We start from the raw sequence: 21,769 nt of genomic DNA, 5'->3' as shown, positions 1-21,769 counted from the left end.
CTGTTGCGCAGGTGGGAGGAAATTCCATTTATGGATAAATAATTCGGTTACTTTTTATGAAGGGCCGAGTACCTATCCCTATGTAAAAAGAGCGGTTTCATCGGGGCAAAGCCACGCTGTTCATAGGAGCGCGGGAACCGGGAAAGCGCTCCCCGGGTTCTGCCGACCTATTCATGGCACATTATTTCCACGGGAATTTGTAGGAATTTTCTGTGTTGCCTGTAGGTTGCGTCTTTCGGTGTGGGCGGCCAGGGGGCGCGGCATGCCAAGGCAGAAATGACTAGGCTATTGTGCCTGCTCTAAAAATTCGAACAGCGAAGTTGGATTTGCCCATGAATAAAGTGCTGATCGTCGATGATCATCCCGTCATTCGTCTTGCTGTACGTTTACTGATGGAGCGTCATGGTTATGAAGTTATTGCCGAAACGGATAACGGCGTCGATGCGTTACAACTTGCCCGGGAGCAAGCCCCTGATATTGTCATCCTGGATATTGGTATTCCGAAGTTGGATGGATTGGAGGTCATTGCGCGTCTGACCGCCAACCCCTCACCGTTGAAAGTGCTGGTACTGACTTCCCAGGCGCCCGGGCATTTTTCGATGCGATGCATGCAAACGGGGGCCGCCGGATATGTATGCAAGCAACAGGATCTCACGGAGTTGTTGAGTGCGATAAAAGCAGTGCTCTCCGGCTACAGCTATTTTCCCAACCAGGCGCTGCACACGGTGCGTTCGAGTCTGGGCAATGCCAGCGAGTCCGATATGGTGGATCGCTTGTCCGGAAGAGAAATGATGGTACTGCAGCAACTGGCGCGCGGAAAAACCAACAAGGAAATTGCAGACGGGATGTTCTTGAGCAACAAGACCGTCAGTACCTACAAGACCCGCTTGTTGTTGAAGCTCAATGCCCGTTCGCTGGTCGACCTGATCGAGCTGGCACAGCGTAACGGGTTGGTGTGAGGTTTCGGTCACGCGTACTCAGTAAAAAGCCTCCACCAGGGAGGCTTTTACGTGTCAGAGGTCAAAGTCGTAATCGGCCAGCTGCTTCTGCAGGCGACGCTCTTCCAGCAGGTTGTCGATGGTGCGGCGCTTGCTCAGATTGGTCTTGGGCACTTCCACCACCGGTTCGGCGTCTTCGGTTTCAACGGCGATGAAATCGTCTTCTACATCCAGTTGTTCTTTGCCAGTACTCATGGGTTCGACTCCAGGCTAAGACTGCCTTTGGGGCACCTTATATCGATAAACCACGAGCGGGTAAAAAAGATTTTTTCAATCGATGAATCCATAAAGGCAATAACGGCTCAATCGTCAGAGGTCTTGTGCTTGTATTCGCACAGGTCTTCGATCCGACAACTGCCGCAGCGGGGCTTGCGTGCCAGGCAGACGTAGCGCCCATGCAGGATCAGCCAGTGATGGGAGTCGAGAAGGTACTCCTTGGGCACGAATTTCATCAGCTTCTTCTCCACTTCCACCACGTTCTTGCCCGGCGCCAGGCCGGTGCGGTTGCTGACGCGGAAAATGTGGGTGTCCACGGCCATGGTCAACTGGCGGAATGCGGTATTGAGCACCACGTTGGCGGTCTTGCGGCCTACGCCGGGAAGGGCTTCCAGCGCCTCGCGGGTCTGGGGAACGACACTGCCATGGCGCTCGATCAACAGGCGGCAGGTTTCGATCACGTTCTTTGCCTTGCTGTTGAACAGGCCGATGGTCTTGATGTACTCCGATAGTCCTTCGACACCCAGGGCATGGATCGCCTCTGGAGTGTTGGCCACCGGAAACAGCTTGGCCGTGGCCTTGTTGACGCCGACATCGGTGGACTGGGCCGAGAGGATCACCGCGATCAACAACTCGAACGGCGAGGAATAGGCCAGTTCGGTTTTCGGCTCGGGGTTGTCTTCGTGAAAGCGACGAAATATTTCCAGGCGTTTTGCGGCGTTCATGGGCGCGGCGTTTCCTCGAGGGATGATTGGGTTTTGGCAGGCATCCAAGCCTGGTAGGCCGCCAGCAACAGGCCGAGCAACAGGAACCCTCCGGGGGCAATCAAGGCCAATGGCGTACCTTTGCCGATCAGTTCGCGCAGGGCGCCCATGCAGAGCATCAACAGGCCGAACAGTCCCGTCAGCATTAGATAGCCGGGCAGGCGCGGCTCGATGAAAGAACTGTCGTGTTCCTGCGCCACGCAGCTCAAGGCTATCCAGCCGACATAAAGGCTCAACGGTCGGTACCATTCCAGCCACCAGGCCTGTGCGACGAGGCTGGCGCAGGCGGTCAGGGTAGCGGCCAGGACGATAGAAGTCAGCAAGCGCTGATAGGCGCTCAGGCGCGGTCGCAGGAGGCCCATTGCCAAGCCGTGGCCGCCGCTGATCAGCATCCAGGCCACCCACAGGCCCAGGGCATTGACCAATGAGCTGCTGGCGCCGACCAGGGGCACGAGCAACAGGCCGTGGGTCAGTGATTGTTTATTCATGGGCAGTGCCTCCAGCCAAGGATGCCTTGTGTTCGTCGAAATAGCGCAACGCATCGTGAACGGCCTGGAGCACCGCCCGGGAGGTCACCGTTGCGCCGGCCAGTTGATCGAATTGTCCCTGATCCTTTTTCAAGGCCCAGCCGCTGTCGCTGGGAGCCACGCGGGATTTGCCATTGAAGGTCTGCAGCCAGGCATTCGGCCAACCGGCAATGGCTGCGCCGAGGCCCGGTGTCTCGGCCTGGCGCAGGGTTTTCACCCCCAGCAGACGGCCCGACGGGTCGATGGCGATCAGCAGTTCGATGCTGCCTTCGTAGCCCAGCGCCTGGCTGCGTAACAACACGGCGGCGGGCTGGCCGGCATGGGTCGCGAGGTAGCCGCCCAACAGCGTGCTATGGGCTAGGGGGACAGCCTCCGTCAATACCGGTTGTGCCAATGGCTGGTTGTCGTACAGGTCAGTCGGCAGCACTTCGAGCAGGGTTCTGTTCGCGAGGGTCTGTTGCTGGACCTCGATGCGCTCGGCAGTGCCGATTTGCAGGAGGTAAGTGGCGCCGAGACCGAGAGCGGTCAACAACGCCAAGAGGGCAAGACCGCCGGGATTTCTCATGGTGCTGGCCGTCCTTGCCGTGCCTCGACGATACGCTCCAGCGCCGGCACCCCGAGGTTCATCAGCAGCACCGCAAAGGCCATGCCGTCCGGATAACCGCCCCAGATACGGATCAGATAGACCAGCAGCCCTACGCCTGCACCGAACAAAAGGCGGGCGAGCGACGCCTTGGGTCCCGAGACCGGTTCGGTCACGATGAAAAACGCTCCCAGCAGGGTTGCCCCCGTCAGCAGATGAAACAGCGGAGAGCCGTGGGAGTCCGAGCCGGAGCCGTTCCAGCACAACAGACTGATGGTGAACAGGCCGGCCAGCATGCCTACTGGCGCGTGCCAACTGAACACGCGTTGTTGCAGCAGAAACAGACCGCCCGCCAGGAACGCCAGGTTGATCCACTCGACCCCGCGACCACCGAAACGTCCGAACGCCGGATGGCTGGCGAACAACTCATCGATGGTCAGGCTTTTGTTGATGCGCAAGCTGTCCAACGCTGTCGCGCCGGCCCAGGCATCGGGGCTGGGATGAACGCCAACCACCTGTTGCAGGCCTTCAAGCAAGCCGACGCCATGGGGCATTGGCCATTGGCTCATGTGGGCGGGGAATGCCACCAGCATCAGGGCGTAGCCGAGCATGGCCGGGTTGAACGGGTTATTGCCGACGCCGCCCCACAGGTGCTTGCCGAACAACAAGGCGCAAGCGGCCGCGGTCACTGTCAGCCACCATGGGCAATAGGCCGGCAAGGCCAGGGCCAACAATGTGGCGCTGACCAGCGCGCTGCCGTCGCTCAGTTCGGCTTTGAGCGGTCGATGCCGCAAGCGCAGCACCAGTGCTTCGACCGCCAATGCGGTGATTCCGGAGAGCAACAGGTTGAGGACTATGCCCCAGCCATAGAACCACATCAGGGCCAGCACGCCGGGCAGCGTGGCCAACAGCACGCGTATCATCGCTTGCCGCAGCCGCTCCTCCGGGGCTTCAGGAAGTGGCATGGGCGTCCACCTGGCGTTCGGCGTTTTCGACCGCTTGTTCCAACGCCTGTACGTCTGCGTCCGAGGCTGCCGCAGCCCGGGCTTTGCTGAGCTCCGCGCGCCGCATCGCCAGTTGAATCTTCGCCCGCTTCAGTTCGGCATCCCGCGCCGGTGCAGGGGCCGGCGCGACGGGGGGCGCGGTGTTTTCCAATTGCGCCAAGGCCTGCTCCGCCGCTTCGTACTGGCGTTGCAGCAGGATCAGTTGCGACTGCTGCTCAAATGTCGGCGGATGGCCGAATGCTTTCAAGGATTTGTTCAATTGTGCCCGGCTCATGGCCAGGTCGACCTTGGCCTTTTTCAGCGCGGCATCGGCGCTGGCGGCTTTTTGCGCGCGTACCCGTTCCAGTGCGGCTTGCACCGGATCGATGGCCCGGGGCTGGGCTTGGGGTTTGGCAGCGTTCTGGGTTCTGGCCAGGCGCTCCGCCTGGCGCTGCTCTTCTTCACGAAGTAAACGCGCATTGCGTTGTTCGAAGCGCCGCCGGGCATGGTTGCGCTTGGCGGTACGGGCCTGCTGTTGCTCGGGACTGAAGGCCAGTCCGCCGACAACCGGCACCACGGTTGTCATCGGCAAGGGCCGCATTTCAATGCAGTCGACCGGGCAGGGAGCCACGCAGAGATCGCAGCCCGTGCATTCGTCGATGAGAACGGTGTGCATCAGTTTTGCCGCGCCGACAATCGCGTCCACCGGGCAGGCCTGGATGCACTTGGTGCAGCCGATGCATTCGGCCTCACGGATGAAGGCTATTTGCGCGGGGGCCGAGCCGCGGCTGGTATCGAGTTCCAGTACCGGTATTTTCAGCAGGTCGGCCAGGGCGGCGATGGTTTCGCTTGCACCGGGTGGGCATTTGTTGATCGGCTCGCCCTCGGCGATGCCTTCGGCGTAGGGCTTGCATCCCGGATGACCGCACTTGCCGCATTGGGTTTGCGGTAGCAGGGCGTCGATACGTTGAATCAGGTTCATGTCTTGACCAGCCCGCGTAATCCAAGGAACGCCACCGCCATCAAACCGGCGGCAATCAACTGAACAGGCAGGCCTCGAAAGGGGAGGGGAATATCGTTATCGAGGGTGCGCTGGCGCAGATCGTCGAACAGGCTCAACACCAGCCAGAAGCCCAGTCCGGCACCCAGGCTCAGGGCCATGGCGTGGGCCAGCCCCTGATCGTCCAGGCAATTGAGCAGCGTGACACCCAGTATGCCGGCGTTGCCAAGCAACAGTGGCCACAATCCCTTGAACGGCAGTGTCGGCAGCCAACGTGCCAGCAGGCGCAGCAACGGCCTGATCAGCAGGACGCTCAGGGGCAGCCAGGCAAACAGGCGCAGCGACGTCAGGCCTGACGGCATCAGCAGCCAATGGTCGATCAGGTAACCCAGGGTGCCGACTATCGGCATCAGGCATGTCGAGGCCAGGCCCAGGGCATGGACCTGTCGTCTTCCGCCAGCCTTCAGCAGCGGATCGACGCCCAGCGGCCAATGCAACACCAGGTTGTTGATCAGGGCAGTGCCGAGCAATGTGAGAAGGATGTCGGACATGAGGTATTGGGCGACAAAGGACCTGTTACAAGATTAGGCATTATCCGGCAGGCCAGATATGAAAATCCCACAGCCGCTTGCGAAGCGTCTGTGGGATCGGTGCAACGTACAGCCGCTTTACTTGATCCGCTGACCCGGCTTGGCGCCGCTGTCCGGGCTCAGCAGGTAGATTTCCTCGCCGCCTGGGCCTGCCGCCATCACCATGCCTTCAGAGATGCCGAAGCGCATTTTGCGCGGCTTGAGGTTGGCGATCATCATCGTCAACCGGCCTTCGAGCTTGGCCGGGTCCGGATAGGCGCTCTTGATGCCGGAGAACACGTTGCGTTGCTCGTCACCGATGTCCAGGGTCAGACGCAGCAGCTTGTCGGCGCCCTCGACGGCCTCGGCCTTGACGATCAGCGCCACGCGCAGGTCAACGGCGGCAAACGCGTCGAACTCGATTTCCGGCGACAGCGGGTCCTTGACCAGTTCGCCGTTGCCGGTTGCAGCGCCGGTGTCGGTCTGGCTGGCGGCCAGGTCTTCCTTGGAGGCGTCGGTCATGGCTTGCACCTTGGCGGCGTCGATGCGGGTCATCAGTGGCTTGAACTCGTTCAACTGATGATTGCTCAGCAGGGTCTGGTGATCGTTCCAGGTCAGCGGCGCGACGTTCAGGAACGCCTCGGCATCGGCGGCCAGCAGTGGCAACACCGGCTTGAGGAAAATCACCAGCTGGCGGAACAGGTTGACGCCCAGCGCGCAGATCGCCTGGACCTCATCCTGCTTGCCTTCCTGTTTGTTCAGCGACCACGGCGCCTTGTCGGCGATCCAGGCATTGGCACGGTCGGCCAGGGCCATGATCTCGCGCATGGCGCGGGCAAAGTCGCGGGCCTCGTAGGCTTCGGCGATGCTTGGCGCTGCGGCCAGGAACGCGTCGGTCAGCTCCGGTGCGGCATTGCCCGCCACCAGTACGCCGGTGTTGCCCTTGTGGATAAAACCGGCGCAACGGCTGGCGATGTTGACCACCTTGCCTACCAGGTCGGAGTTGACCTTCTGCACGAAGTCCTCGAGGTTCAGGTCCAGATCGTCGACGCCACGGCCAAGCTTGGCCGCGTAGTAGTAGCGCAGGTATTCCGGCGACAGGTGGTCCAGGTAGGTGCGGGCCTTGATGAACGTGCCGCGGGACTTGGACATCTTCTGACCATTGACGGTCAGGTAGCCGTGGACGTTGATGCCGGTCGGCTTGCGGAAGCCGGCGCCTTCGAGCATCGCAGGCCAGAACAGGGCGTGGAAGTTGACGATGTCCTTGCCGATGAAATGGTACAGCTCGGCGGTGGAATCCTTGCCCCAGAACGCGTCGAAATCCAATTCCGGCGTGCGGTTGCAGAGGTTCTTGAAGCTGGCCATGTAGCCGATGGGGGCATCCAGCCAGACGTAGAAATACTTGCCCGGCTCGTCGGGGATCTCGAAGCCGAAGTACGGCGCATCGCGGGAGATGTCCCACTGTTGCAGGCCGGCGTCGAGCCATTCGGCAAGCTTGTTGGCGACGGCGTCCTGCAGGGTGCCGCTGCGGGTCCAGTCCTGCAGCATCTGCTGGAAGTCCGGCAGCTTGAAGAAGAAATGCTGGGAGTCCTTGAGCACCGGGGTCGCGCCGGAGATGGCCGACTTCGGATCTTTCAGGTCGGTCGGTGCGTAGGTCGCGCCGCATTTTTCGCAGTTGTCGCCGTACTGGTCTTCGGTGCCGCATTTCGGGCAGGTGCCCTTGATGAAGCGGTCGGCCAGGAACATTTTCTTTTCCGGGTCGAAATACTGCGTGATCGAACGGGTAGCGATGTGCCCGGCGTCACGCAACTTCAGGTAGATCTGGCTCGACAGCTCACGGTTTTCTTCGGCGTGAGTGGAGTGGAAGTTGTCGAAGTCCACCAGGAACTCGGCAAAGTCGGCGCTGTGTTCAGCCTGGACATTGGCGATCAGTTGTTCCGGGGTGATGCCTTCCTTTTCCGCGCGCAACATGATGGCCGAACCGTGGGCGTCGTCGGCGCAGACATAAATGCATTGGTTGCCGCGATGTTTCTGGAAGCGCACCCACATATCGGTCTGGATGTACTCCAGCATATGGCCGAGGTGAATCGAACCATTGGCATAGGGCAGGGCGCTGGTGACGAGGATCTTGCGTGGCTCGGACATGGGGCTCGGCTACTTGATGAAACGGAGGTCGGCCACTATAAAGCGCCGGCGGCTTTTTTTCACCCTTCGGGCCTGTTTCCAGGTGCTGCTGGGTTATGGATGATGTGTGTGGCGAGGGAGCTTGCTCCCGCTGGGGGGCGAAGCCGCCCCCAAATTCGTCCATCCAAACTGGAAACGGGTAGCGCCAACCGGTCTGCGGCTGCTGCGCAGCCGAGCGGGAGCAAGCTCCCTCGCCACAAGGACGCTCGCACATCAGTAATTGGGTCGCCACAAAAGAATGGGCGGCGTAGGATGACGACCTGTTTTTCAAGCCCTGCTATCGGAGTTGCCCATGAGCGCCGTCAATCGCGCAACGGTGGAAGCCGTCCTTCGCCAATACACCGACCCCTATCTGAACCAGGACCCGGTCAGCGCCGGATGCGTGCGCGCTATCGATATCCAGGGCGATCGTGTCAATGTCCAGTTGGAAATCGGCTATGCCGCCGATCTGTTCAAGAGCGGTTGGGCGCAGATGCTGCAGATGGCCATCGAGGCCCTGGAGGGTGTGACCAGCGCCAAAGTCGATGTCACCAGCGTGATCGCCCCGCACAAGGCCCAGGCACAGGTGCCGGGGTTGGCGAACGTCAAGAACGTGATCGCCGTGGCCTCGGGCAAGGGTGGCGTGGGCAAGTCCACCACCGCCGCCAACCTGGCCCTGGCCCTGGCCCGTGAAGGGGCGAAGGTCGGGATGCTCGACGCGGACATCTACGGCCCGAGCCAGGGCATCATGTTCGGCATCGCTGAGGGCACCCGGCCGCAGGTCAAGGAACAGAAGTGGTTCGTGCCGATCAAGTCCCATGGCGTGGAGGTCATGTCCATGGCGTTCCTGACCGACGACAACACGCCAATGGTCTGGCGCGGGCCGATGGTGTCCGGTGCCTTGCTGCAACTGGTGACACAAACCGCCTGGGGCGACCTGGATTACCTGGTGATCGACATGCCGCCCGGCACCGGCGATATCCAGCTGACCCTGGCGCAGAAAGTCCCAGTGGCCGGCGCGGTGATCGTCACCACGCCCCAGGACCTGGCCCTGCTGGACGCCCGTAAGGGGGTGGAGATGTTCCGCAAGGTGAACATCCCGGTGCTGGGCGTGGTGGAAAACATGGCGGTGCACATCTGTTCGAACTGCGGGCACGCTGAACATCTGTTCGGCGAGGGCGGCGGGGAAAAACTGGCGACCCAGTACGGCGTCGAACTGCTGGCTTCGTTGCCATTGTCGATGCTGATCCGCGAGCAGGCGGACGACGGCAAGCCGACGGTGATCGCCGAGCCGGACAGCCAGATCGCCATGGTCTATCAGGAACTGGCCCGTCATGTCGGTGCGCGGATCGTGTTGCAGGAAGCGGCAGCACCGGCGATGCCGAATATTACGGTCAGCGACGATTGACGGTTGGACTCAAATCCTGTGGGAGCGAGCCTGCTCGCGATAGCGGAATTACATTCAACCTCGGGTTGACTGACACACCGCCATCGCGAGCAGGCTCGCTCCCACACTGGTTTTTGCGGCGGCTTTACATCCGCAACCCGCCATCCATCTCCAGGATCCGTCCGGTGTAATAGTCGTTCTCGAAGATATAGGCCGCTGAATGAGCGATCTCTTCGGGCCGACCCATGCGCCGGAGTGGAATCGCCGATGTCATTCTTTCCAGGGCCTCGGGTTTCATGCTTTGGGTCATCTCGGTTTCGATGAAGCCCGGTGCGATGCCCGCGACACGAATGCCGTAGCGCGCCAGTTCCTTGGCCCAGGTCACGGTGGCGGCTGCCACGCCGGCCTTGGCGGCCGAGTAGTTGGTCTGGCCGATGTTGCCGGCCCGGGAGATCGACGAGATATTGATGATGGTGCCGCTGTTCTTCAGCTCGACCATTTTCGCCGCCACTTCACGGGTGCACAGGAACACGCCGGTGAGGTTGACGTCGATCACGGCCTGCCACTGGGCCAGGCTCATCTTGGTCATCTCGCCGTCCTTGACCTTGAGCAGCAAGCCGTCACGCAGGATCCCGGCGTTGTTGATCAGCCCGTGGATCGCGCCGAAATCCTGGGCAACCCGAGCGACCATGTCGCTCACCTGCTCTTCATTGGCCACGTTGCACAGGTAGGCCCGGGCTTCGACGCCCTTGGCCACGCAGGCGGCAACGGCCTGGTCGAGTTTCTCCTGGTTGAGGTCCACGAGGGCGAGCTTCGCGCCTTTGCCGGCAAAATACTCGGCCATGGAGCGGCCCAGACCCTGGCAACCGCCGGTGATAATGATTACTTTGTCAGTGAGTTGCATTCGTATGTCCAGGTGTCTGAGCGTTTTTAGACGAATTTCATTCAAGGAGTCATAAATTGAGCGTTGACACTGCCAAGCATGCACGAGAATTACTGCTCAAGGAATACCGTGGAATGCTCTCCACCCATTCCAAATCCATGCCTGGCTTTCCGTTCGGCTCCGTGGTGCCGTATTGCCTGGACGAGCAGGGGCGACCGTTGATCCTGATCAGCCGCATCGCCCAGCACACCCACAACCTGCAGAAAGACCCCAAGTGCTCCATGCTGGTGGGCGAGCGGGGCGCCGAGGACATACAGGCCGTGGGGCGCCTGACCTACCTGGCCGAGGCGCGGAAACTTGAAGACAGCGCCGCCATCGAGGCTGCCGCCGAGCGTTATTACCGCTACTTTCCTGAATCGCGGAACTACCACAAGGCCCACGATTTCGATTTCTGGGTGCTCGATCCTGTGCGCCATCGCTACATCGGCGGTTTTGGCGCCATCCACTGGATCGACCGGATCACCTTGGCCAACCCCTTTGCCGGCAAAGCCGAGGCGAGCATGATCGAGCACATGAATGCGGATCATGCCAAGGCCATCGCCCATTACGTCGAGCGGGCCGATCTGCCCAGGACCGAAGCGGCGCAACTGGTGGGCATCGACAGCGAAGGCATGCACCTGCGTATCGGTCAGGGGCTGCATTGGTTGGCATTTCCTGCGTCCTGCAACACGCCGACACAAGTGCGCGAAGCCTTGGTTTATCTGGCTCACGCCGAACAATGGCCGAAAAATGCAGCGGCCGACGCTTGAATTCACGAAAGGGCGACGTCATTTAGGGTTTCATAGCAAGGATTTCTTGCGTTAAGGAAACCATTCGATGCGCCCTTTTTTATTGCTCTTTCTGCTGTTCCCGGTGTTGGAGCTGTTCGTATTCGTAAAGGTCAGCGGTGCGATCGGGTTTTTCCCGGCCCTGCTGCTGGTCATTCTTGGCTCGATGCTCGGCGTGTTCGTGCTGCGCATCGCCGGCCTTGCCACGGCCTTGCGTGCCCGTGAAAGCCTGAGCCGCGGCGAGCTGCCTGCCCAGACCATGCTCGAAGGTCTGATGCTGGCCCTGGGCGGCGGTCTGCTGATCCTGCCCGGCTTCATCAGCGACGTGGTGGGCCTGATCATGTTGTTGCCTTTCACCCGTCGGTTGCTGGCCAACAAGATGCGCCAGCGCGCCGAGGAACAGGCGATGCGCCAGCGGGCGTTTGCCGACGACCTCCAGCCCCGTGGTGGTCCGGCGCCGCGAGAACCCCTGGGCCGAGAACCCAATGTGATCGAAGGCGAGTTCGAGCACCGCGACTCCAAATAAAACCCACCACACGGCACCTTCGGGTGCCGTGTTCGTTTGTGCGTTGAAGAAATTTTTTTCGAGCCGGCCCTTGTAATCCCCTTGTACGCCCTTATGTATCGGTCACCGCAAGGTTTCCGGTGGCAACACCGGACAGACTTCCGCGGTTCGACTGACGAACCGCACCCGGCTCTGCCGGCTTTTGTTAAACCCGCCGGGACTACACCGGCCGATGAAAACCAAAATTAGGAGAGATCGACAATGAAGCTTCGTCCTCTGCATGACCGCGTCGTCATCCGTCGCAGCGAAGAAGAGAAGAAATCCGCTGGCGGCATTGTCCTGGCAGGTTCGGCTGCCGAGAAAGCCAACCACGGTGAAGTCCTCGCTGTAGGTACCGGCCGTGTGCTGGACAACGGTGAAGTGCGTGCGCTGGCCGTGAAAGTGGGTGACAAGGTCGTGTTCGGCCCTTACTCCGGCAGCAACACAGTAAAAGTCGACGGCGAAGAACTGCTGGTCATGGGCGAGAGCGAAATCCTCGCTGTCATCGAAGGCTGATTTCCCCGCTCATTTTCCCGCTACTACACAGTATTTAAGGAATATCGATCATGGCTGCTAAAGAAGTTAAATTCGGCGATTCCGCCCGCAAGAAAATGCTCGCCGGCGTCAACGTCCTGGCTGACGCAGTAAAAGCGACCCTGGGCCCGAAAGGCCGTAACGTGATCATCGAGAAGAGCTTCGGCGCTCCGACCATCACCAAGGACGGCGTTTCCGTAGCCAAGGAAATCGAGCTCAAGGACCGTTTCGAAAACATGGGCGCGCAGCTGGTCAAGGACGTTGCCTCCCGTGCCAACGACGACGCCGGTGACGGCACCACCACCGCCACCGTTCTGGCTCAATCGATCGTCAACGAAGGCCTGAAAGCCGTCGCTGCCGGCATGAACCCGATGGACCTCAAGCGCGGTATCGACAAGGCGACCATCGCCATCGTCAAAGAACTGAAGGCCCTGTCCAAGCCGTGCGCCGACTCCAAGGCAATCGCCCAGGTAGGTACCATCTCGGCCAACTCCGACAACTCCATCGGCGACATCATTGCCGAAGCCATGGAAAAAGTCGGCAAAGAAGGCGTGATCACCGTTGAAGAAGGCTCGGGCCTGGAAAACGAACTGTCCGTCGTTGAAGGCATGCAGTTCGACCGTGGCTACCTGTCGCCATACTTCGTCAACAAGCCGGACACCATGGTTGCCGAGCTCGACGGCCCGCTGATCCTGCTGGTCGACAAGAAGATCTCCAACATCCGTGAAATGCTGCCAGTGCTGGAAGCCGTTGCCAAAGCCGGCCGCCCACTGCTGATCGTGGCCGAAGACGTTGAGGGCGAAGCCCTGGCGACCCTGGTCGTGAACAACATGCGTGGCATCGTCAAGGTTGCTGCCGTCAAGGCACCAGGCTTCGGCGACCGTCGCAAGGCCATGCTGCAGGACATCGCCGTCCTGACCGGCGGTACCGTGATCTCCGAAGAAATCGGCCTGAGCCTGGAAAGCACCACCCTGGAGCACCTGGGTAACGCCAAGCGCGTAATCCTGTCCAAGGAAAACACCACCGTGATCGACGGTGCCGGCGTTGAGGCTGACATCCAGTCCCGCGTTGCCCAGATCCGTGCACAGGTAGCCGAGACTTCCTCGGACTACGACCGTGAAAAACTGCAAGAGCGCCTGGCCAAGCTGTCCGGCGGTGTGGCAGTCATCAAGGTTGGCGCCGGTTCCGAAGTTGAAATGAAAGAGAAGAAAGCCCGCGTTGAAGACGCCCTGCATGCTACCCGTGCGGCCGTCGAAGAAGGCGTGGTACCTGGCGGTGGCGTGGCACTGGTTCGTGCCCTGCAGGCCATCAGCGAACTGAAAGGCGACAACGCCGATCAGAACGTCGGTATCACCCTGCTGCGTCGCGCTGTCGAAGCTCCGCTGCGCCAGATCGTTGCCAACTCCGGTGACGAGCCAAGCGTTGTGGTCGACAAGGTCAAGCAGGGTTCGGGTAACTACGGTTACAACGCTGCTACCGGCGAATACGGCGACATGATCGAAATGGGTATCCTGGACCCGGCCAAAGTGACTCGTTCGGCTCTGCAGGCGGCGGCTTCCGTTGCCAGCCTGATGATCACCACCGAGGCGATGATCGCTGAAATCAAGGAAGACGCTCCAGCGGCTGGCGGCATGCCAGACATGGGCGGCATGGGTGGCATGGGCGGCATGATGTAAGCCAGCCTTACCCCCCGTACTGAAAAACCCCGCCTGCGAAAGCAGGCGGGGTTTTTTATTGGCTGGCGTTGGAAGTGCTTTCGCTATTCAGCCAATTTCTGTGGGGAGCCGGGCTTGCTCGCGATAGCGGTGGATACGTTTGCAATGATGGCGAATGTCCCGCCGTCATCGCGAGCAAGCTCGGCTCCCACAGGTTTCAGTCGGGTGCTGCTCAAGCATTGATCGGTTGTGTCTCGACCAAGGATTCTGCTCTCGTGGCCGGCCGATACAGGACGAAGTAATAACATCCCAGGCAGATCAGCCAGCAGAACACCGCCGTCCACACGTTGTGCGAGAAGAAGTGTGCCCCTTGTATCATCCGGCCTATGGAGAACACCGTTCCCAGGGTGAAGGCAAATATGAAGGCCCGTCGGGCCAGGCGCGGCTTGCGGTCGCGCAATACGAAGAACAGGGCGAACAGGGTAAATCCAGTGGCGGCATGCCCCCCCGGCCAGCATCTGCCCGGTTTGTTGGTATCAGGACGCGGGCTCAGCAGTTCACTGTAGGTTTCCTTGCCGCCGAACTCCTTCAGGCTCCAGGGGCATTGCACCGCCGTCACCGCTTTCATCGGCGTGACGAAGGATGTCGCCAGCGCCAGGGAGAGCACCAGGCAACCCAACTCGCGCTTGAAGGGTTTGAGTGGGGTGACGAAAAAAGCGCTGATGAAGCCGATGATGGAAAACACCGAAAAGGCGATGACCACTTGCTTCGCCCGGTCATGAAGAATGTCTTCCAGGAAAAAACTGTGTCGTCCGATGAAATCGCCAACGGTGGGGTCGTAGAACAGCTGGGCCAGGTCCATGTCCAAAGTGGTCAACTCCAGCAATACCAGTATCAACGCGACAACGGCGGGCACCCCCAAGGCCATCCAGAAATTCAAAGGTCTGGAAGTGAAGCGGACGGCAGCGGAAACCATGGTAGTACCTTTGGTGGGAGTTTCATGAAGAGCGCGTTGTGCGCAGTCTGCTCTACGTTGCGTTGGCGTGACGTGAATGCATAGTGAAAAACTCGTCAATATTCGCAGAACTCCATCAAAGAGGTTTGTCCCGCTAGCCGTGAGCCAAACTTGGCCGTAAGCTGCGCGGGCCAAGACGGCCGTTAACCGTATACGCAGAGGTGCCCATGCGAATTCTATTGGTCGAAGACAACCGCGACATCCTGGCCAACCTGGCCGATTACCTGGGGCTCAAGGGTTATACTGTCGATTGCGCCCAGGACGGTCTGTCGGGTTTGCACCTGGCTGCGACCGAGCATTACGACCTGATCGTGCTCGATATCATGTTGCCCGGCATCGACGGCTATACCTTGTGCAAGCGCCTGCGTGAAGATGCCCGGCGCGATACGCCGGTGATCATGCTCACCGCCCGGGATCAACTGGACGACCGTCTGCAGGGTTTCAAGTCTGGGGCCGATGATTACCTGATCAAACCCTTCGCCCTGTCGGAACTGGCGGCCCGGATCGAAGCAGTCATGCGTCGGGCCCAGGGCGGCGGCCGGCGCGCCTTGCAGGTCGGCGACCTGAGCTATGACCTCGATACTCTGGAAGTGACCCGCGAGGGCAAGCTGCTCAAGCTCAACCCGGTCGGCCTGAAGTTGCTGGCGGTACTGATGCAGAAGAGTCCCCATGTGTTGCGTCGGGAAATCCTTGAAGAAGCCCTATGGGGCGATGACTGCCCGGACAGCGACAGCCTGCGCAGCCATGTCCACCAATTGCGCCAGGTGATCGACAAACCGTTCGACAAGCCTTTGCTGCATACCGTGCACGGTGTCGGTTATCGCCTGGCCGAGGGCCGTGATGGAGTTTAAGCAGAGCCTTGCCCAACGGATCATCATCGCGTTTGCGTTGATGAGTGCGTTGGTGGCCGGAGCGTTCGCCATGGGCATCGTGGCGACGGTGCACCTGGTGGAGGAGAAGTTGATTTCCGCCGGGTTGGGGGGCGACCTGCAACGCCTGCTGCTGATGGACAGCGTCTCGGACTGGAATCATCGTCCGGAACCTGATCAGTTGTTCTATTTCAGCGGCGGCCCGGGTGATTTCGAATTGCCCAAGGATCTGCGTCACCTGGAGCCTGGCTTCCACGAGGTGTTTCGCGAGCAATTGTCCTATCACGCCATGGTGGAGATCGTTGACGGCCGTCATTACGTGTTGCTGCAGGACCAGAGCGACTTCGAAGAGCGCGAGCGGGTGCTGTTCGCCGTCGTACTGGTGGGCTTCGTGCTCAGCCTGGCGTTGGCGGTGTTCCTCGGCTGGGTCCTGGCTCGCCGGGTGATGGCTCCGGTGGTGCGCCTGGCCCGGCAAGTACGGCATCGCGACCAGCTTCTCGGGCTCGCTCCACCGTTGGCGCCGGATTATGCCGCCGATGAAGTGGGTGAGCTGGCGGTGGCGTTCGACGCCACCTTGGGGCGGTTGCGCCAGGCCCTGACGCGCGAGCGGTTGTTTACCAGTGATGTCAGCCATGAATTACGCACGCCATTGATGGTCTTGGCGACTTCCTGCGAACTGTTGCTGGAAAACCCGGCACTGGACCAACGGGGTCGCCTGCAGGTCGAGCGCATCAGCCGAGCCAATGAAGAGATGCGCGAACTGGTGCAGACGTTCCTGATGCTTGCCAGGGCTCAGCGCGAAGACAACGGCATGTCACCTCGCCTGACCCTTGGTCAGGTAGCGGAAAATCTCCTCGGGGTATGGCGTGCGGCTATCGAGTCCAAAGGCCTGACGCTGATTTTCGAACCGGGCCAGCCACTCGACACACCCTACAACGCCACGTTCCTCACGGCGGTCATGGGCAACCTGTTGCGCAACGCCTTGCACTACACCGACCAGGGCTTCATCCGTCTCACCCTCCATAGCACTGGGTTCGTGGTGGAGGACAGTGGGGTGGGCATTCCCGAGGAGAAGCGCGAGGCGATGTTCGAACCGTTCGTGCGCGGCAACGAAAAGCGCGGCGAGGGGCTTGGGCTGGGGTTGTCACTGGTGCAGCGGATCTGCGAGAACCAGGGCTGGGTGGTGAGTCTCAGTACGATGGAGCCCAATGGTTGCCGTTTCGAGGTTGAGTTGAATCCCGAGGGAGTAAGTGCGCCCTGAAAAATCTTGTAATCATTGCCAAGATTGCATGACTTCTTTTTCACAAACTGATGACAAAGCGATTCATAAGGTTGGGCCTGTCTGAAATGGAGGTCCTCCTTAATGTCCAAATCCATCAAGCTCGATTTTTCCGAAAAGTACGACGAGCAGCACGCCCAGAAATACTTTCATAAGCATCGAAGCAGCTTGAGTCGCCGTCTCTCCAATCGGCGAGATCAACAACTGGCCAAGCGCGCGTTGGCACTTGCCGGTGACCCAGGCCTGGTGTTGGATCTGCCTTGCGGTGCCGGGCGTTTCTGGTCCTTGCTGGCCGAAAAGCCGAATCGCGTCATCATCGGTGCGGACAACTCCGAGGCGATGATCAAGACGGCAATGGAGTCTCAACCCGCCGATGTCGTGAAACGGGTACAACCCTTGCACACTTCTGCGTTCGACATTGCCTTGCCTGATAACGCCGTCGACAGCATTTTTTGTATGCGCCTGCTTCATCACATCGGTGAACCCGCGCATCGACTGGCCATTCTGAAGGAATTCGCGCGTGTCAGCCGTGACAGCGTGATCGTTTCATTGTGGGTCGATGGCAATTTCAAAGCCTGGAAACGCAAGCGTCAGGAGCGTAAGCGTGGGCAGAAAGATTACCAGAATCGATTTGTGTTACCGGTTGCTACAGTAGAAGAGGAGTTCAGGCAGGCTGGGTTTCGTATCCAGGAACAACTGGACTTCCTACCGCTCTATGCCATGTGGCGAGTTTATGTATTACGCAAGAGGTAACAGCATGGTTGCGCAGGTAGTAGAAACACCTGGGGGAACCCGCAGCAGCTTCGACCATTTCTGGAACATGAAAGGTGAATGGGTAGAAGAGCCCAATGTGCGTCGTGGTGGAGAAAGTGGCGTACAACGGATCATCAGCAAGGACGGCGAGCTGCTTTACGCCAAGCGTCAGACTGGGCACATTTATCGCAGTTGGCTGCATCCGTTCGGCAGGCCTACCGTGTTGCGGGAGCAGGACGCACTGCTGGCGCTGACCCGGCTCGATGTTCGCGTACCCCAATTGGTTTTCTGTGGGGCCCAGCGGGACCCGGTTCACCAGTGGCGTGCGTTGCTGGTGACCCGGGCGCTCGAAGGTTTCGAGGAGATCGAGAAATGGTATGCCGCGGGTGGCCGCGAGCGCCATGGCGAAGCGGTGAATGATCAGATCCTCCGGGCATTGGCTGAAAACCTGGCCCGTATGCACAAAGGCCGCTGGCAGCATGGCTGCCTCTACATCAAGCATGTTTTTGTACGCGTGACCGGGGAGGGGGAGGCGGCGAAGCCCGAAGTCGCCCTGCTGGACCTGGAAAAATGTCGCCAGCGTTTGACCGCCGGAAGGGCTGCATCCCATGACTTGAAGCAGCTACGGCGCCATTCGTCGTTCAGCGACTCTGACTGGAAAAAACTCGTCTACTTTTACGAGACGGCGTTTGGCAGCGCTATCAAAGGCTTATGACGATGAAACTGGAAATTGCTAGAGGTGCATTTTTAATCGGAGCCTTGGCAGTTGCATCGATGGCGGTGGCTGTTTGGGAGCAACCCCGCTCCCAGATACTCAGTGCCTCCCATTCTGACGCTCACTGCCCTTTGCCGCGGGTGGCCAAGGCCAGTGAGGTTGTCCGGCCGGATAATGACCTGTTGTTGTTCATGTTCAGTCTTTCCCAAGGTGTGAGGCCGCAGAGTTGAGTGTCACGGACCCCAAATAAAGGCCTCGCATCTGCGAGGCCTTTATTTTTGTGTATTGGAAAGTGGTTGAAACGTCTGTGGCGAGGGAGCTTGCTCCCGCTGGGTTGCAAGGCAACCCTCAAGCTCTGCAACCTGGTGTCAGGTGGATTGGGATGGGTTTGGGCGGCTCCGCCACTCAGCGGGAGCAAGCTCCCTCGCCACAGATAAATCCCCCTCGCCACAGGAATCCCTTGCTCGAATAGGGGTCAGGCTTTATCCGGCTTGGCCACCAGCGTGTAGATGCAAGGCAATACGAACAGCGTGAACAGGGTACCGATCGACATGCCGGTGGCGATGACCGTGCCAATGTCGAAGCGGCTCACTGCTCCCGCGCCGGTGGCCAGGATCAGCGGTACCATGCCAAACACCATTGCGGCGGTAGTCATCAATACCGGCCGCAAACGAATCGACGCGGCCTGCTCCACGGCTTCCCGTGGCGTCAGGCCCTGTTCCTTGCGCAATTGGTTGGCAAACTCAACGATCAGGATCCCATGCTTGCTGATAAGGCCGATCAGCGTCACCAAGCCCACCTGGGTGTATATGTTCATGCTCGACCAGCCGAGGAACAACGGAATCAGTGCGCCACAAATTGACAGGGGCACCGTCACCAGGATCACCAAGGGGTCACGAAAGCTTTCGAACTGTGCTGCCAGCACCAGGAAGATGATCGCCAGCGCCAGGGCAAAAGTGACCCACAAGGCGCTGCCTTCCTGGACGAACTGACGTGAGGCGCCTGCATAGTCGAAGGCAAACCCCACCGGTGCTTCCTCATGGGCGATCTGGCTGACGGTCTGGACGGCCTCGCCCATGCTCACGATAGGGAAGCCGGAAATCCTCACCGCATTGAGTTGCTGGAACTGATTGAGTTGCCGCGGGCGAGCCCGGTCGCTGACCTTGATCAGCGTCGATAGCGGTAGCGATTCACCCTTGGCGTTTTTCACGTAGTAATTGTTCAACCAGGCAGGATTGTCCCGGAATGGCCGTTCGACCTGGGCGATGACCTTGTAGCTGCGCCCTTCGAGGGTGAAGCGGTTGATCTCCGACTCCCCCAGCAAGGTGGCGAGGGTTCCGCCCAGGTCCTGCATCGAGACGCCCATCTGGGCGGCCTTGTCACGATCGATGTCGACGACCACTTCGGGCTTGTCGAAGGCCAGGTCAATGTCCATGAACGCGAACTTCCCGGATTCCTCTGCGCGTTTCTTGATCCGCTCTGCCACTTCCAGAAGCGTCGCGTAGTCTTTCGGGGAGTTGATGACGAAGTCAAAGGGCAGGCCTTCACCGGTGCCGGGCAGGGAAGGGAGGTTGAAACCGAAAATTTGCAGTCCCGGGATGCTTTCCAGCTTGGCCTGGACATCCGGCAGGATTTCCATCTGGGTGCGGCTGCGTTCGTTCCAGGGCTTGAGCAGGAAACCGCCGATGCCGGATTGCACGCCGTTGTAGCCGTTGATCTGGAACGAAGAGTAGTACTCCGGGAACTCCTTGAAGATTTCCAGGAAGTGGTCCGTGTAGGTGTTCAGGTAATCGAGGTTGGTCGGCTGCGGCGCCGTAGCCATCATGAAAATGATGCCCTGGTCTTCGTCAGGGGCCAGTTCGGACTTGGTGAACATGATCAGTACGGGAATCAGCAACAGGACGATCACGGCGAACACCAGCACCACCGGCCGGGTATTGAGCGTGCCATGAAGCATGCGCTGGTAGCGGTTCTTCAGGCGCTCGAAGACCATGTCCAGCCGATGGGCCAGCCCCGAAGGGTTCTCGTCGTGGCGCAGCAGCATGGCGCACATCATGGGCGACAGGGTCAGGGCGACGATCCCGGAAATCACCACGGCCCCTGCCAGGGTCAGGGCGAACTCCTTGAACAAGGCGCCGGTCAGGCCCTCGAGCAGGCCGATCGGCGCATACACCGCCGCCAGCGTGATGGTCATCGAGACCACCGGCATGGCGATTTCCCGGGCGCCTTCCAGTGCTGCATCGAATGGGCTCTTGCCTTCCTCGATATGCCGATGGATGTTCTCCACGACGACGATGGCGTCGTCCACCACCAGGCCGATGGCCAGCACCATGGCGAGCAGCGTCAGCAGGTTCATCGAGTAGCCCATCAGCTGCATGAAGAACATCACGCCGATCATCGACAGCGGGATGGTCACCACCGGGATGAGTACCGAACGCAGGGCGCCGAGAAACAGGAACACCACGACGATGACGATCAGCACCGCTTCGAACAGGGTTTTCACCACCTCATCGATGGAGGCCTGGATGAACAGGGTCGCATCATAGGCAATCTCGGCCTTGAGGTTCGCCGGCAACTGGGCCTCCATGTCCGGCATGATCTTGCGCACTTCCCTGATCACATCCAGCGGGTTCGCGCCGGGCGTGGCCTTGATCCCGATGTACACCGAGGGCGTGCCACCGAAAGAGCTGATGGTGTCGTAGTTCTCGGCGCCCATCTCCACCCGCGCCACATCCCGCAGCAAAACTCGGCTGTCACCGTCGGTCTTGAGCGGTATGGCGGCAAAGGCCTCGGCGGATTTGAGTTCAGTGTTGGCATTGATGCTGGTGACCACGTATTCGCCTTTCACCTCGCCAGCGGCCGAGAGAAAGTTGTACTGGCGCACGGCGTTGGTCACGTCGGCGGCGGTCAGGCCGAATCCGGCGAGCTTGGCGGGGTCGAGCCACAGGCGCATGGCGAAGTCCTGGTTGCCAAGGATTTCCGCCTCAGCCATGCCCGGGAGGGTCGCCAGCTTGGGCTGGATCACCCGTGACAGGTAGTCGGTAATCTGCGGGTTGTTCAGTTCCTTGCTGAAAAAGCTGATGTACATCAGGGCCGAGGCATCGGCGGCTTCCCGGCTGAGCACCGGGTCTTCGGCATCCTGGGGCAGTTGGTTCTTGACCTCGTTGGCTTTGGCCAACAGTTCGGTGAAGAGCCGGTCGCTGTTGGAGCCGATGCGGGCGTGGACCGATATCACCGAAAAATTCTGGCGGCTGACCGAAGTCATGTAGTCGATGCCCTCGGCGCTGGCCAGGCTCTGCTGCATCGGCTGGGTGATGTAGCCCTGGATGGTTTCGGCGTTGGCCCCGGGGTAAGCGGTGGTCACCGTGATCAGGGCGTTTTCCATCTGTGGGTACTGGCGCAGGGGCAATTTGCTCCAGGCCTGGAAGCCCAACAGCACGATCAGCAGGCTGACCACGGTGGCGAGCACCGGACGGCGGATGAACGGATCGGTAAAAGCCATGGG

Annotated in this window: 22 protein-coding genes; 11 read left to right on the top strand and 11 right to left on the bottom strand. The window is 60.1% G+C overall.

Features of this window, described 5'->3' with window-relative positions; genetic code table 11:
- The first annotated feature begins 332 nt into the window (after positions 1–332).
- Positions 333–959 carry a response regulator transcription factor gene (locus tag N005_RS10550; RefSeq protein WP_024779512.1) on the top strand — a complete coding sequence of 209 codons (627 nt, stop codon included), beginning with the start codon at positions 333–335 and terminating at the stop codon, positions 957–959.
- Positions 960–1,013: 54 nt separating this feature from the next.
- Here the strand turns inward: N005_RS10550 and N005_RS10545 are convergent, their stop codons facing one another.
- From N005_RS10545 to metG, 8 genes are all read right to left on the bottom strand, one after another.
- Positions 1,014–1,193 (bottom strand): PA3496 family putative envelope integrity protein, encoded by a 180-nt coding sequence (locus N005_RS10545; RefSeq protein WP_047701153.1) that lies wholly within the window; start codon positions 1,191–1,193, stop codon positions 1,014–1,016.
- Positions 1,194–1,300: 107 nt separating this feature from the next.
- Positions 1,301–1,939 carry an endonuclease III gene (nth, locus tag N005_RS10540; RefSeq protein ID WP_047701152.1) on the bottom strand — a complete coding sequence of 213 codons (639 nt, stop codon included), beginning with the start codon at positions 1,937–1,939 and terminating at the stop codon, positions 1,301–1,303.
- The gene (locus tag N005_RS10535; protein WP_047701151.1) at positions 1,936–2,466 is read right to left on the bottom strand and encodes an Rnf-Nqr domain containing protein; all 531 of its coding nucleotides are present in this window, start codon (positions 2,464–2,466) and stop codon (positions 1,936–1,938) included. Before N005_RS10535 ends, nth begins: the two co-directional genes overlap by 4 nt.
- Complete coding sequence (locus N005_RS10530; protein WP_047701150.1) at positions 2,459–3,070, bottom strand: RnfABCDGE type electron transport complex subunit G; 612 nt, start codon at positions 3,068–3,070, stop codon at positions 2,459–2,461. Before N005_RS10530 ends, N005_RS10535 begins: the two co-directional genes overlap by 8 nt.
- Positions 3,067–4,053 carry an RnfABCDGE type electron transport complex subunit D gene (locus tag N005_RS10525; RefSeq protein ID WP_047701149.1) on the bottom strand — a complete coding sequence of 329 codons (987 nt, stop codon included), beginning with the start codon at positions 4,051–4,053 and terminating at the stop codon, positions 3,067–3,069. The genes N005_RS10530 and N005_RS10525 overlap by 4 nt, the downstream gene beginning before the upstream one ends.
- Complete coding sequence (gene rsxB / locus N005_RS10520; RefSeq protein WP_047701148.1) at positions 4,040–5,053, bottom strand: electron transport complex subunit RsxB; 1,014 nt, start codon at positions 5,051–5,053, stop codon at positions 4,040–4,042. The genes N005_RS10525 and rsxB overlap by 14 nt, the downstream gene beginning before the upstream one ends.
- Complete coding sequence (locus N005_RS10515) at positions 5,050–5,622, bottom strand: Rnf-Nqr domain containing protein (protein ID WP_047701147.1); 573 nt, start codon at positions 5,620–5,622, stop codon at positions 5,050–5,052. Before N005_RS10515 ends, rsxB begins: the two co-directional genes overlap by 4 nt.
- 117 nt (positions 5,623–5,739) lie before the next feature.
- On the bottom strand, positions 5,740–7,785 hold the full coding sequence (gene metG, locus N005_RS10510; RefSeq protein WP_047701146.1) for a methionine--tRNA ligase: 2,046 nt from the start codon (positions 7,783–7,785) through the stop codon (positions 5,740–5,742).
- Between the two features lie 331 nt (positions 7,786–8,116).
- On the opposite strand from metG, the gene apbC reads away from it, so the two are divergent.
- The gene (gene apbC, locus N005_RS10505) at positions 8,117–9,211 is read left to right on the top strand and encodes an iron-sulfur cluster carrier protein ApbC (RefSeq protein ID WP_047701145.1); all 1,095 of its coding nucleotides are present in this window, start codon (positions 8,117–8,119) and stop codon (positions 9,209–9,211) included.
- Positions 9,212–9,335: 124 nt separating this feature from the next.
- Here the strand turns inward: apbC and N005_RS10500 are convergent, their stop codons facing one another.
- A complete protein-coding gene (locus N005_RS10500) occupies positions 9,336–10,094 on the bottom strand; it encodes an SDR family oxidoreductase (RefSeq protein ID WP_047701144.1) in 759 nt (252 codons plus the stop codon).
- Between the two features lie 56 nt (positions 10,095–10,150).
- Here N005_RS10500 and N005_RS10495 point away from each other — a divergent pair, with 56 nt between their 5' ends.
- From N005_RS10495 to groL, 4 genes are all read left to right on the top strand, one after another.
- Complete coding sequence (locus N005_RS10495) at positions 10,151–10,882, top strand: HugZ family pyridoxamine 5'-phosphate oxidase (protein WP_047701143.1); 732 nt, start codon at positions 10,151–10,153, stop codon at positions 10,880–10,882.
- A 67-nt stretch (positions 10,883–10,949) separates the two neighbouring features.
- On the top strand, positions 10,950–11,426 hold the full coding sequence (locus N005_RS10490) for an FxsA family protein (RefSeq protein WP_047701142.1): 477 nt from the start codon (positions 10,950–10,952) through the stop codon (positions 11,424–11,426).
- A gap of 240 nt (positions 11,427–11,666) precedes the next feature.
- Positions 11,667–11,960 carry a co-chaperone GroES gene (locus tag N005_RS10485; protein WP_047701141.1) on the top strand — a complete coding sequence of 98 codons (294 nt, stop codon included), beginning with the start codon at positions 11,667–11,669 and terminating at the stop codon, positions 11,958–11,960.
- A 50-nt stretch (positions 11,961–12,010) separates the two neighbouring features.
- Positions 12,011–13,654, top strand: coding sequence for a chaperonin GroEL (gene groL / locus N005_RS10480; RefSeq protein WP_047701140.1), 1,644 nt, complete (start codon positions 12,011–12,013; stop codon positions 13,652–13,654).
- Between the two features lie 211 nt (positions 13,655–13,865).
- Here the strand turns inward: groL and N005_RS10475 are convergent, their stop codons facing one another.
- The gene (locus tag N005_RS10475) at positions 13,866–14,609 is read right to left on the bottom strand and encodes a phosphatase PAP2 family protein (RefSeq protein WP_047701139.1); all 744 of its coding nucleotides are present in this window, start codon (positions 14,607–14,609) and stop codon (positions 13,866–13,868) included.
- Between the two features lie 206 nt (positions 14,610–14,815).
- Between N005_RS10475 and colR the strand changes: the two genes are divergently transcribed.
- The 5 genes from colR (at position 14,816) to N005_RS29640 (ending at position 18,494) form a co-directional block, all read left to right on the top strand.
- The gene (colR, locus tag N005_RS10470; RefSeq protein WP_025215158.1) at positions 14,816–15,499 is read left to right on the top strand and encodes a two-component system response regulator ColR; all 684 of its coding nucleotides are present in this window, start codon (positions 14,816–14,818) and stop codon (positions 15,497–15,499) included.
- Positions 15,489–16,778 carry a sensor histidine kinase gene (locus N005_RS10465; RefSeq protein ID WP_047701138.1) on the top strand — a complete coding sequence of 430 codons (1,290 nt, stop codon included), beginning with the start codon at positions 15,489–15,491 and terminating at the stop codon, positions 16,776–16,778. Before colR ends, N005_RS10465 begins: the two co-directional genes overlap by 11 nt.
- Before the next feature lie 102 nt (positions 16,779–16,880).
- Positions 16,881–17,549, top strand: a complete 669-nt coding sequence (locus N005_RS10460) for a class I SAM-dependent methyltransferase (RefSeq protein WP_047701137.1) — start codon at positions 16,881–16,883, stop codon at positions 17,547–17,549.
- 4 nt (positions 17,550–17,553) lie between these two features.
- Entirely contained in the window at positions 17,554–18,264 is a 711-nt protein-coding gene (locus N005_RS10455) for a lipopolysaccharide kinase InaA family protein (RefSeq protein ID WP_047701136.1), read from the top strand.
- Positions 18,265–18,266: 2 nt separating this feature from the next.
- Complete coding sequence (locus N005_RS29640) at positions 18,267–18,494, top strand: hypothetical protein (RefSeq protein WP_047701135.1); 228 nt, start codon at positions 18,267–18,269, stop codon at positions 18,492–18,494.
- Positions 18,495–18,739: 245 nt separating this feature from the next.
- Here N005_RS29640 and N005_RS10445 read toward each other — a convergent pair whose 3' ends face one another.
- Positions 18,740–21,766, bottom strand: coding sequence for a multidrug efflux RND transporter permease subunit (locus tag N005_RS10445; protein WP_047701134.1), 3,027 nt, complete (start codon positions 21,764–21,766; stop codon positions 18,740–18,742).
- Between the last annotated feature and the right edge of the window lie 3 nt (positions 21,767–21,769).

This window comes from Pseudomonas mediterranea CFBP 5447, assembly GCF_000774145.1.
In the GTDB taxonomy this organism is placed as follows: Bacteria; Pseudomonadota; Gammaproteobacteria; order Pseudomonadales; family Pseudomonadaceae; genus Aquipseudomonas; species Aquipseudomonas mediterranea.
The sequence above is the reverse complement of the archived record's forward strand: the minus strand, read 5'-3'. Positions and strand labels throughout refer to the sequence as shown.

What these genes read in the sequence shown, in the direction of transcription:
- N005_RS10500 (WP_047701144.1), bottom strand. Translation starts at nt 10,094, where the DNA reads ATGCAACTCACTGACAAAGTAATCATTATCACCGGCGGTTGCCAGGGT.
- metG (WP_047701146.1), bottom strand. Translation starts at nt 7,785, where the DNA reads ATGTCCGAGCCACGCAAGATCCTCGTCACCAGCGCCCTGCCCTATGCC.
- N005_RS10545 (WP_047701153.1), bottom strand. Translation starts at nt 1,193, where the DNA reads ATGAGTACTGGCAAAGAACAACTGGATGTAGAAGACGATTTCATCGCC.
- N005_RS10530 (WP_047701150.1), bottom strand. Translation starts at nt 3,070, where the DNA reads ATGAGAAATCCCGGCGGTCTTGCCCTCTTGGCGTTGTTGACCGCTCTC.
- groL (WP_047701140.1), top strand. Translation starts at nt 12,011, where the DNA reads ATGGCTGCTAAAGAAGTTAAATTCGGCGATTCCGCCCGCAAGAAAATG.
- N005_RS10455 (WP_047701136.1), top strand. Translation starts at nt 17,554, where the DNA reads ATGGTTGCGCAGGTAGTAGAAACACCTGGGGGAACCCGCAGCAGCTTC.
- N005_RS10535 (WP_047701151.1), bottom strand. Translation starts at nt 2,466, where the DNA reads ATGAATAAACAATCACTGACCCACGGCCTGTTGCTCGTGCCCCTGGTC.
- rsxB (WP_047701148.1), bottom strand. Translation starts at nt 5,053, where the DNA reads ATGAACCTGATTCAACGTATCGACGCCCTGCTACCGCAAACCCAATGC.
- N005_RS10475 (WP_047701139.1), bottom strand. Translation starts at nt 14,609, where the DNA reads ATGGTTTCCGCTGCCGTCCGCTTCACTTCCAGACCTTTGAATTTCTGG.
- apbC (WP_047701145.1), top strand. Translation starts at nt 8,117, where the DNA reads ATGAGCGCCGTCAATCGCGCAACGGTGGAAGCCGTCCTTCGCCAATAC.
- colR (WP_025215158.1), top strand. Translation starts at nt 14,816, where the DNA reads ATGCGAATTCTATTGGTCGAAGACAACCGCGACATCCTGGCCAACCTG.
- N005_RS10460 (WP_047701137.1), top strand. Translation starts at nt 16,881, where the DNA reads ATGTCCAAATCCATCAAGCTCGATTTTTCCGAAAAGTACGACGAGCAG.
- N005_RS10485 (WP_047701141.1), top strand. Translation starts at nt 11,667, where the DNA reads ATGAAGCTTCGTCCTCTGCATGACCGCGTCGTCATCCGTCGCAGCGAA.
- N005_RS29640 (WP_047701135.1), top strand. Translation starts at nt 18,267, where the DNA reads ATGAAACTGGAAATTGCTAGAGGTGCATTTTTAATCGGAGCCTTGGCA.
- N005_RS10550 (WP_024779512.1), top strand. Translation starts at nt 333, where the DNA reads ATGAATAAAGTGCTGATCGTCGATGATCATCCCGTCATTCGTCTTGCT.
- N005_RS10525 (WP_047701149.1), bottom strand. Translation starts at nt 4,053, where the DNA reads ATGCCACTTCCTGAAGCCCCGGAGGAGCGGCTGCGGCAAGCGATGATA.
- N005_RS10465 (WP_047701138.1), top strand. Translation starts at nt 15,489, where the DNA reads ATGGAGTTTAAGCAGAGCCTTGCCCAACGGATCATCATCGCGTTTGCG.
- N005_RS10515 (WP_047701147.1), bottom strand. Translation starts at nt 5,622, where the DNA reads ATGTCCGACATCCTTCTCACATTGCTCGGCACTGCCCTGATCAACAAC.
- N005_RS10445 (WP_047701134.1), bottom strand. Translation starts at nt 21,766, where the DNA reads ATGGCTTTTACCGATCCGTTCATCCGCCGTCCGGTGCTCGCCACCGTG.
- N005_RS10490 (WP_047701142.1), top strand. Translation starts at nt 10,950, where the DNA reads ATGCGCCCTTTTTTATTGCTCTTTCTGCTGTTCCCGGTGTTGGAGCTG.
- nth (WP_047701152.1), bottom strand. Translation starts at nt 1,939, where the DNA reads ATGAACGCCGCAAAACGCCTGGAAATATTTCGTCGCTTTCACGAAGAC.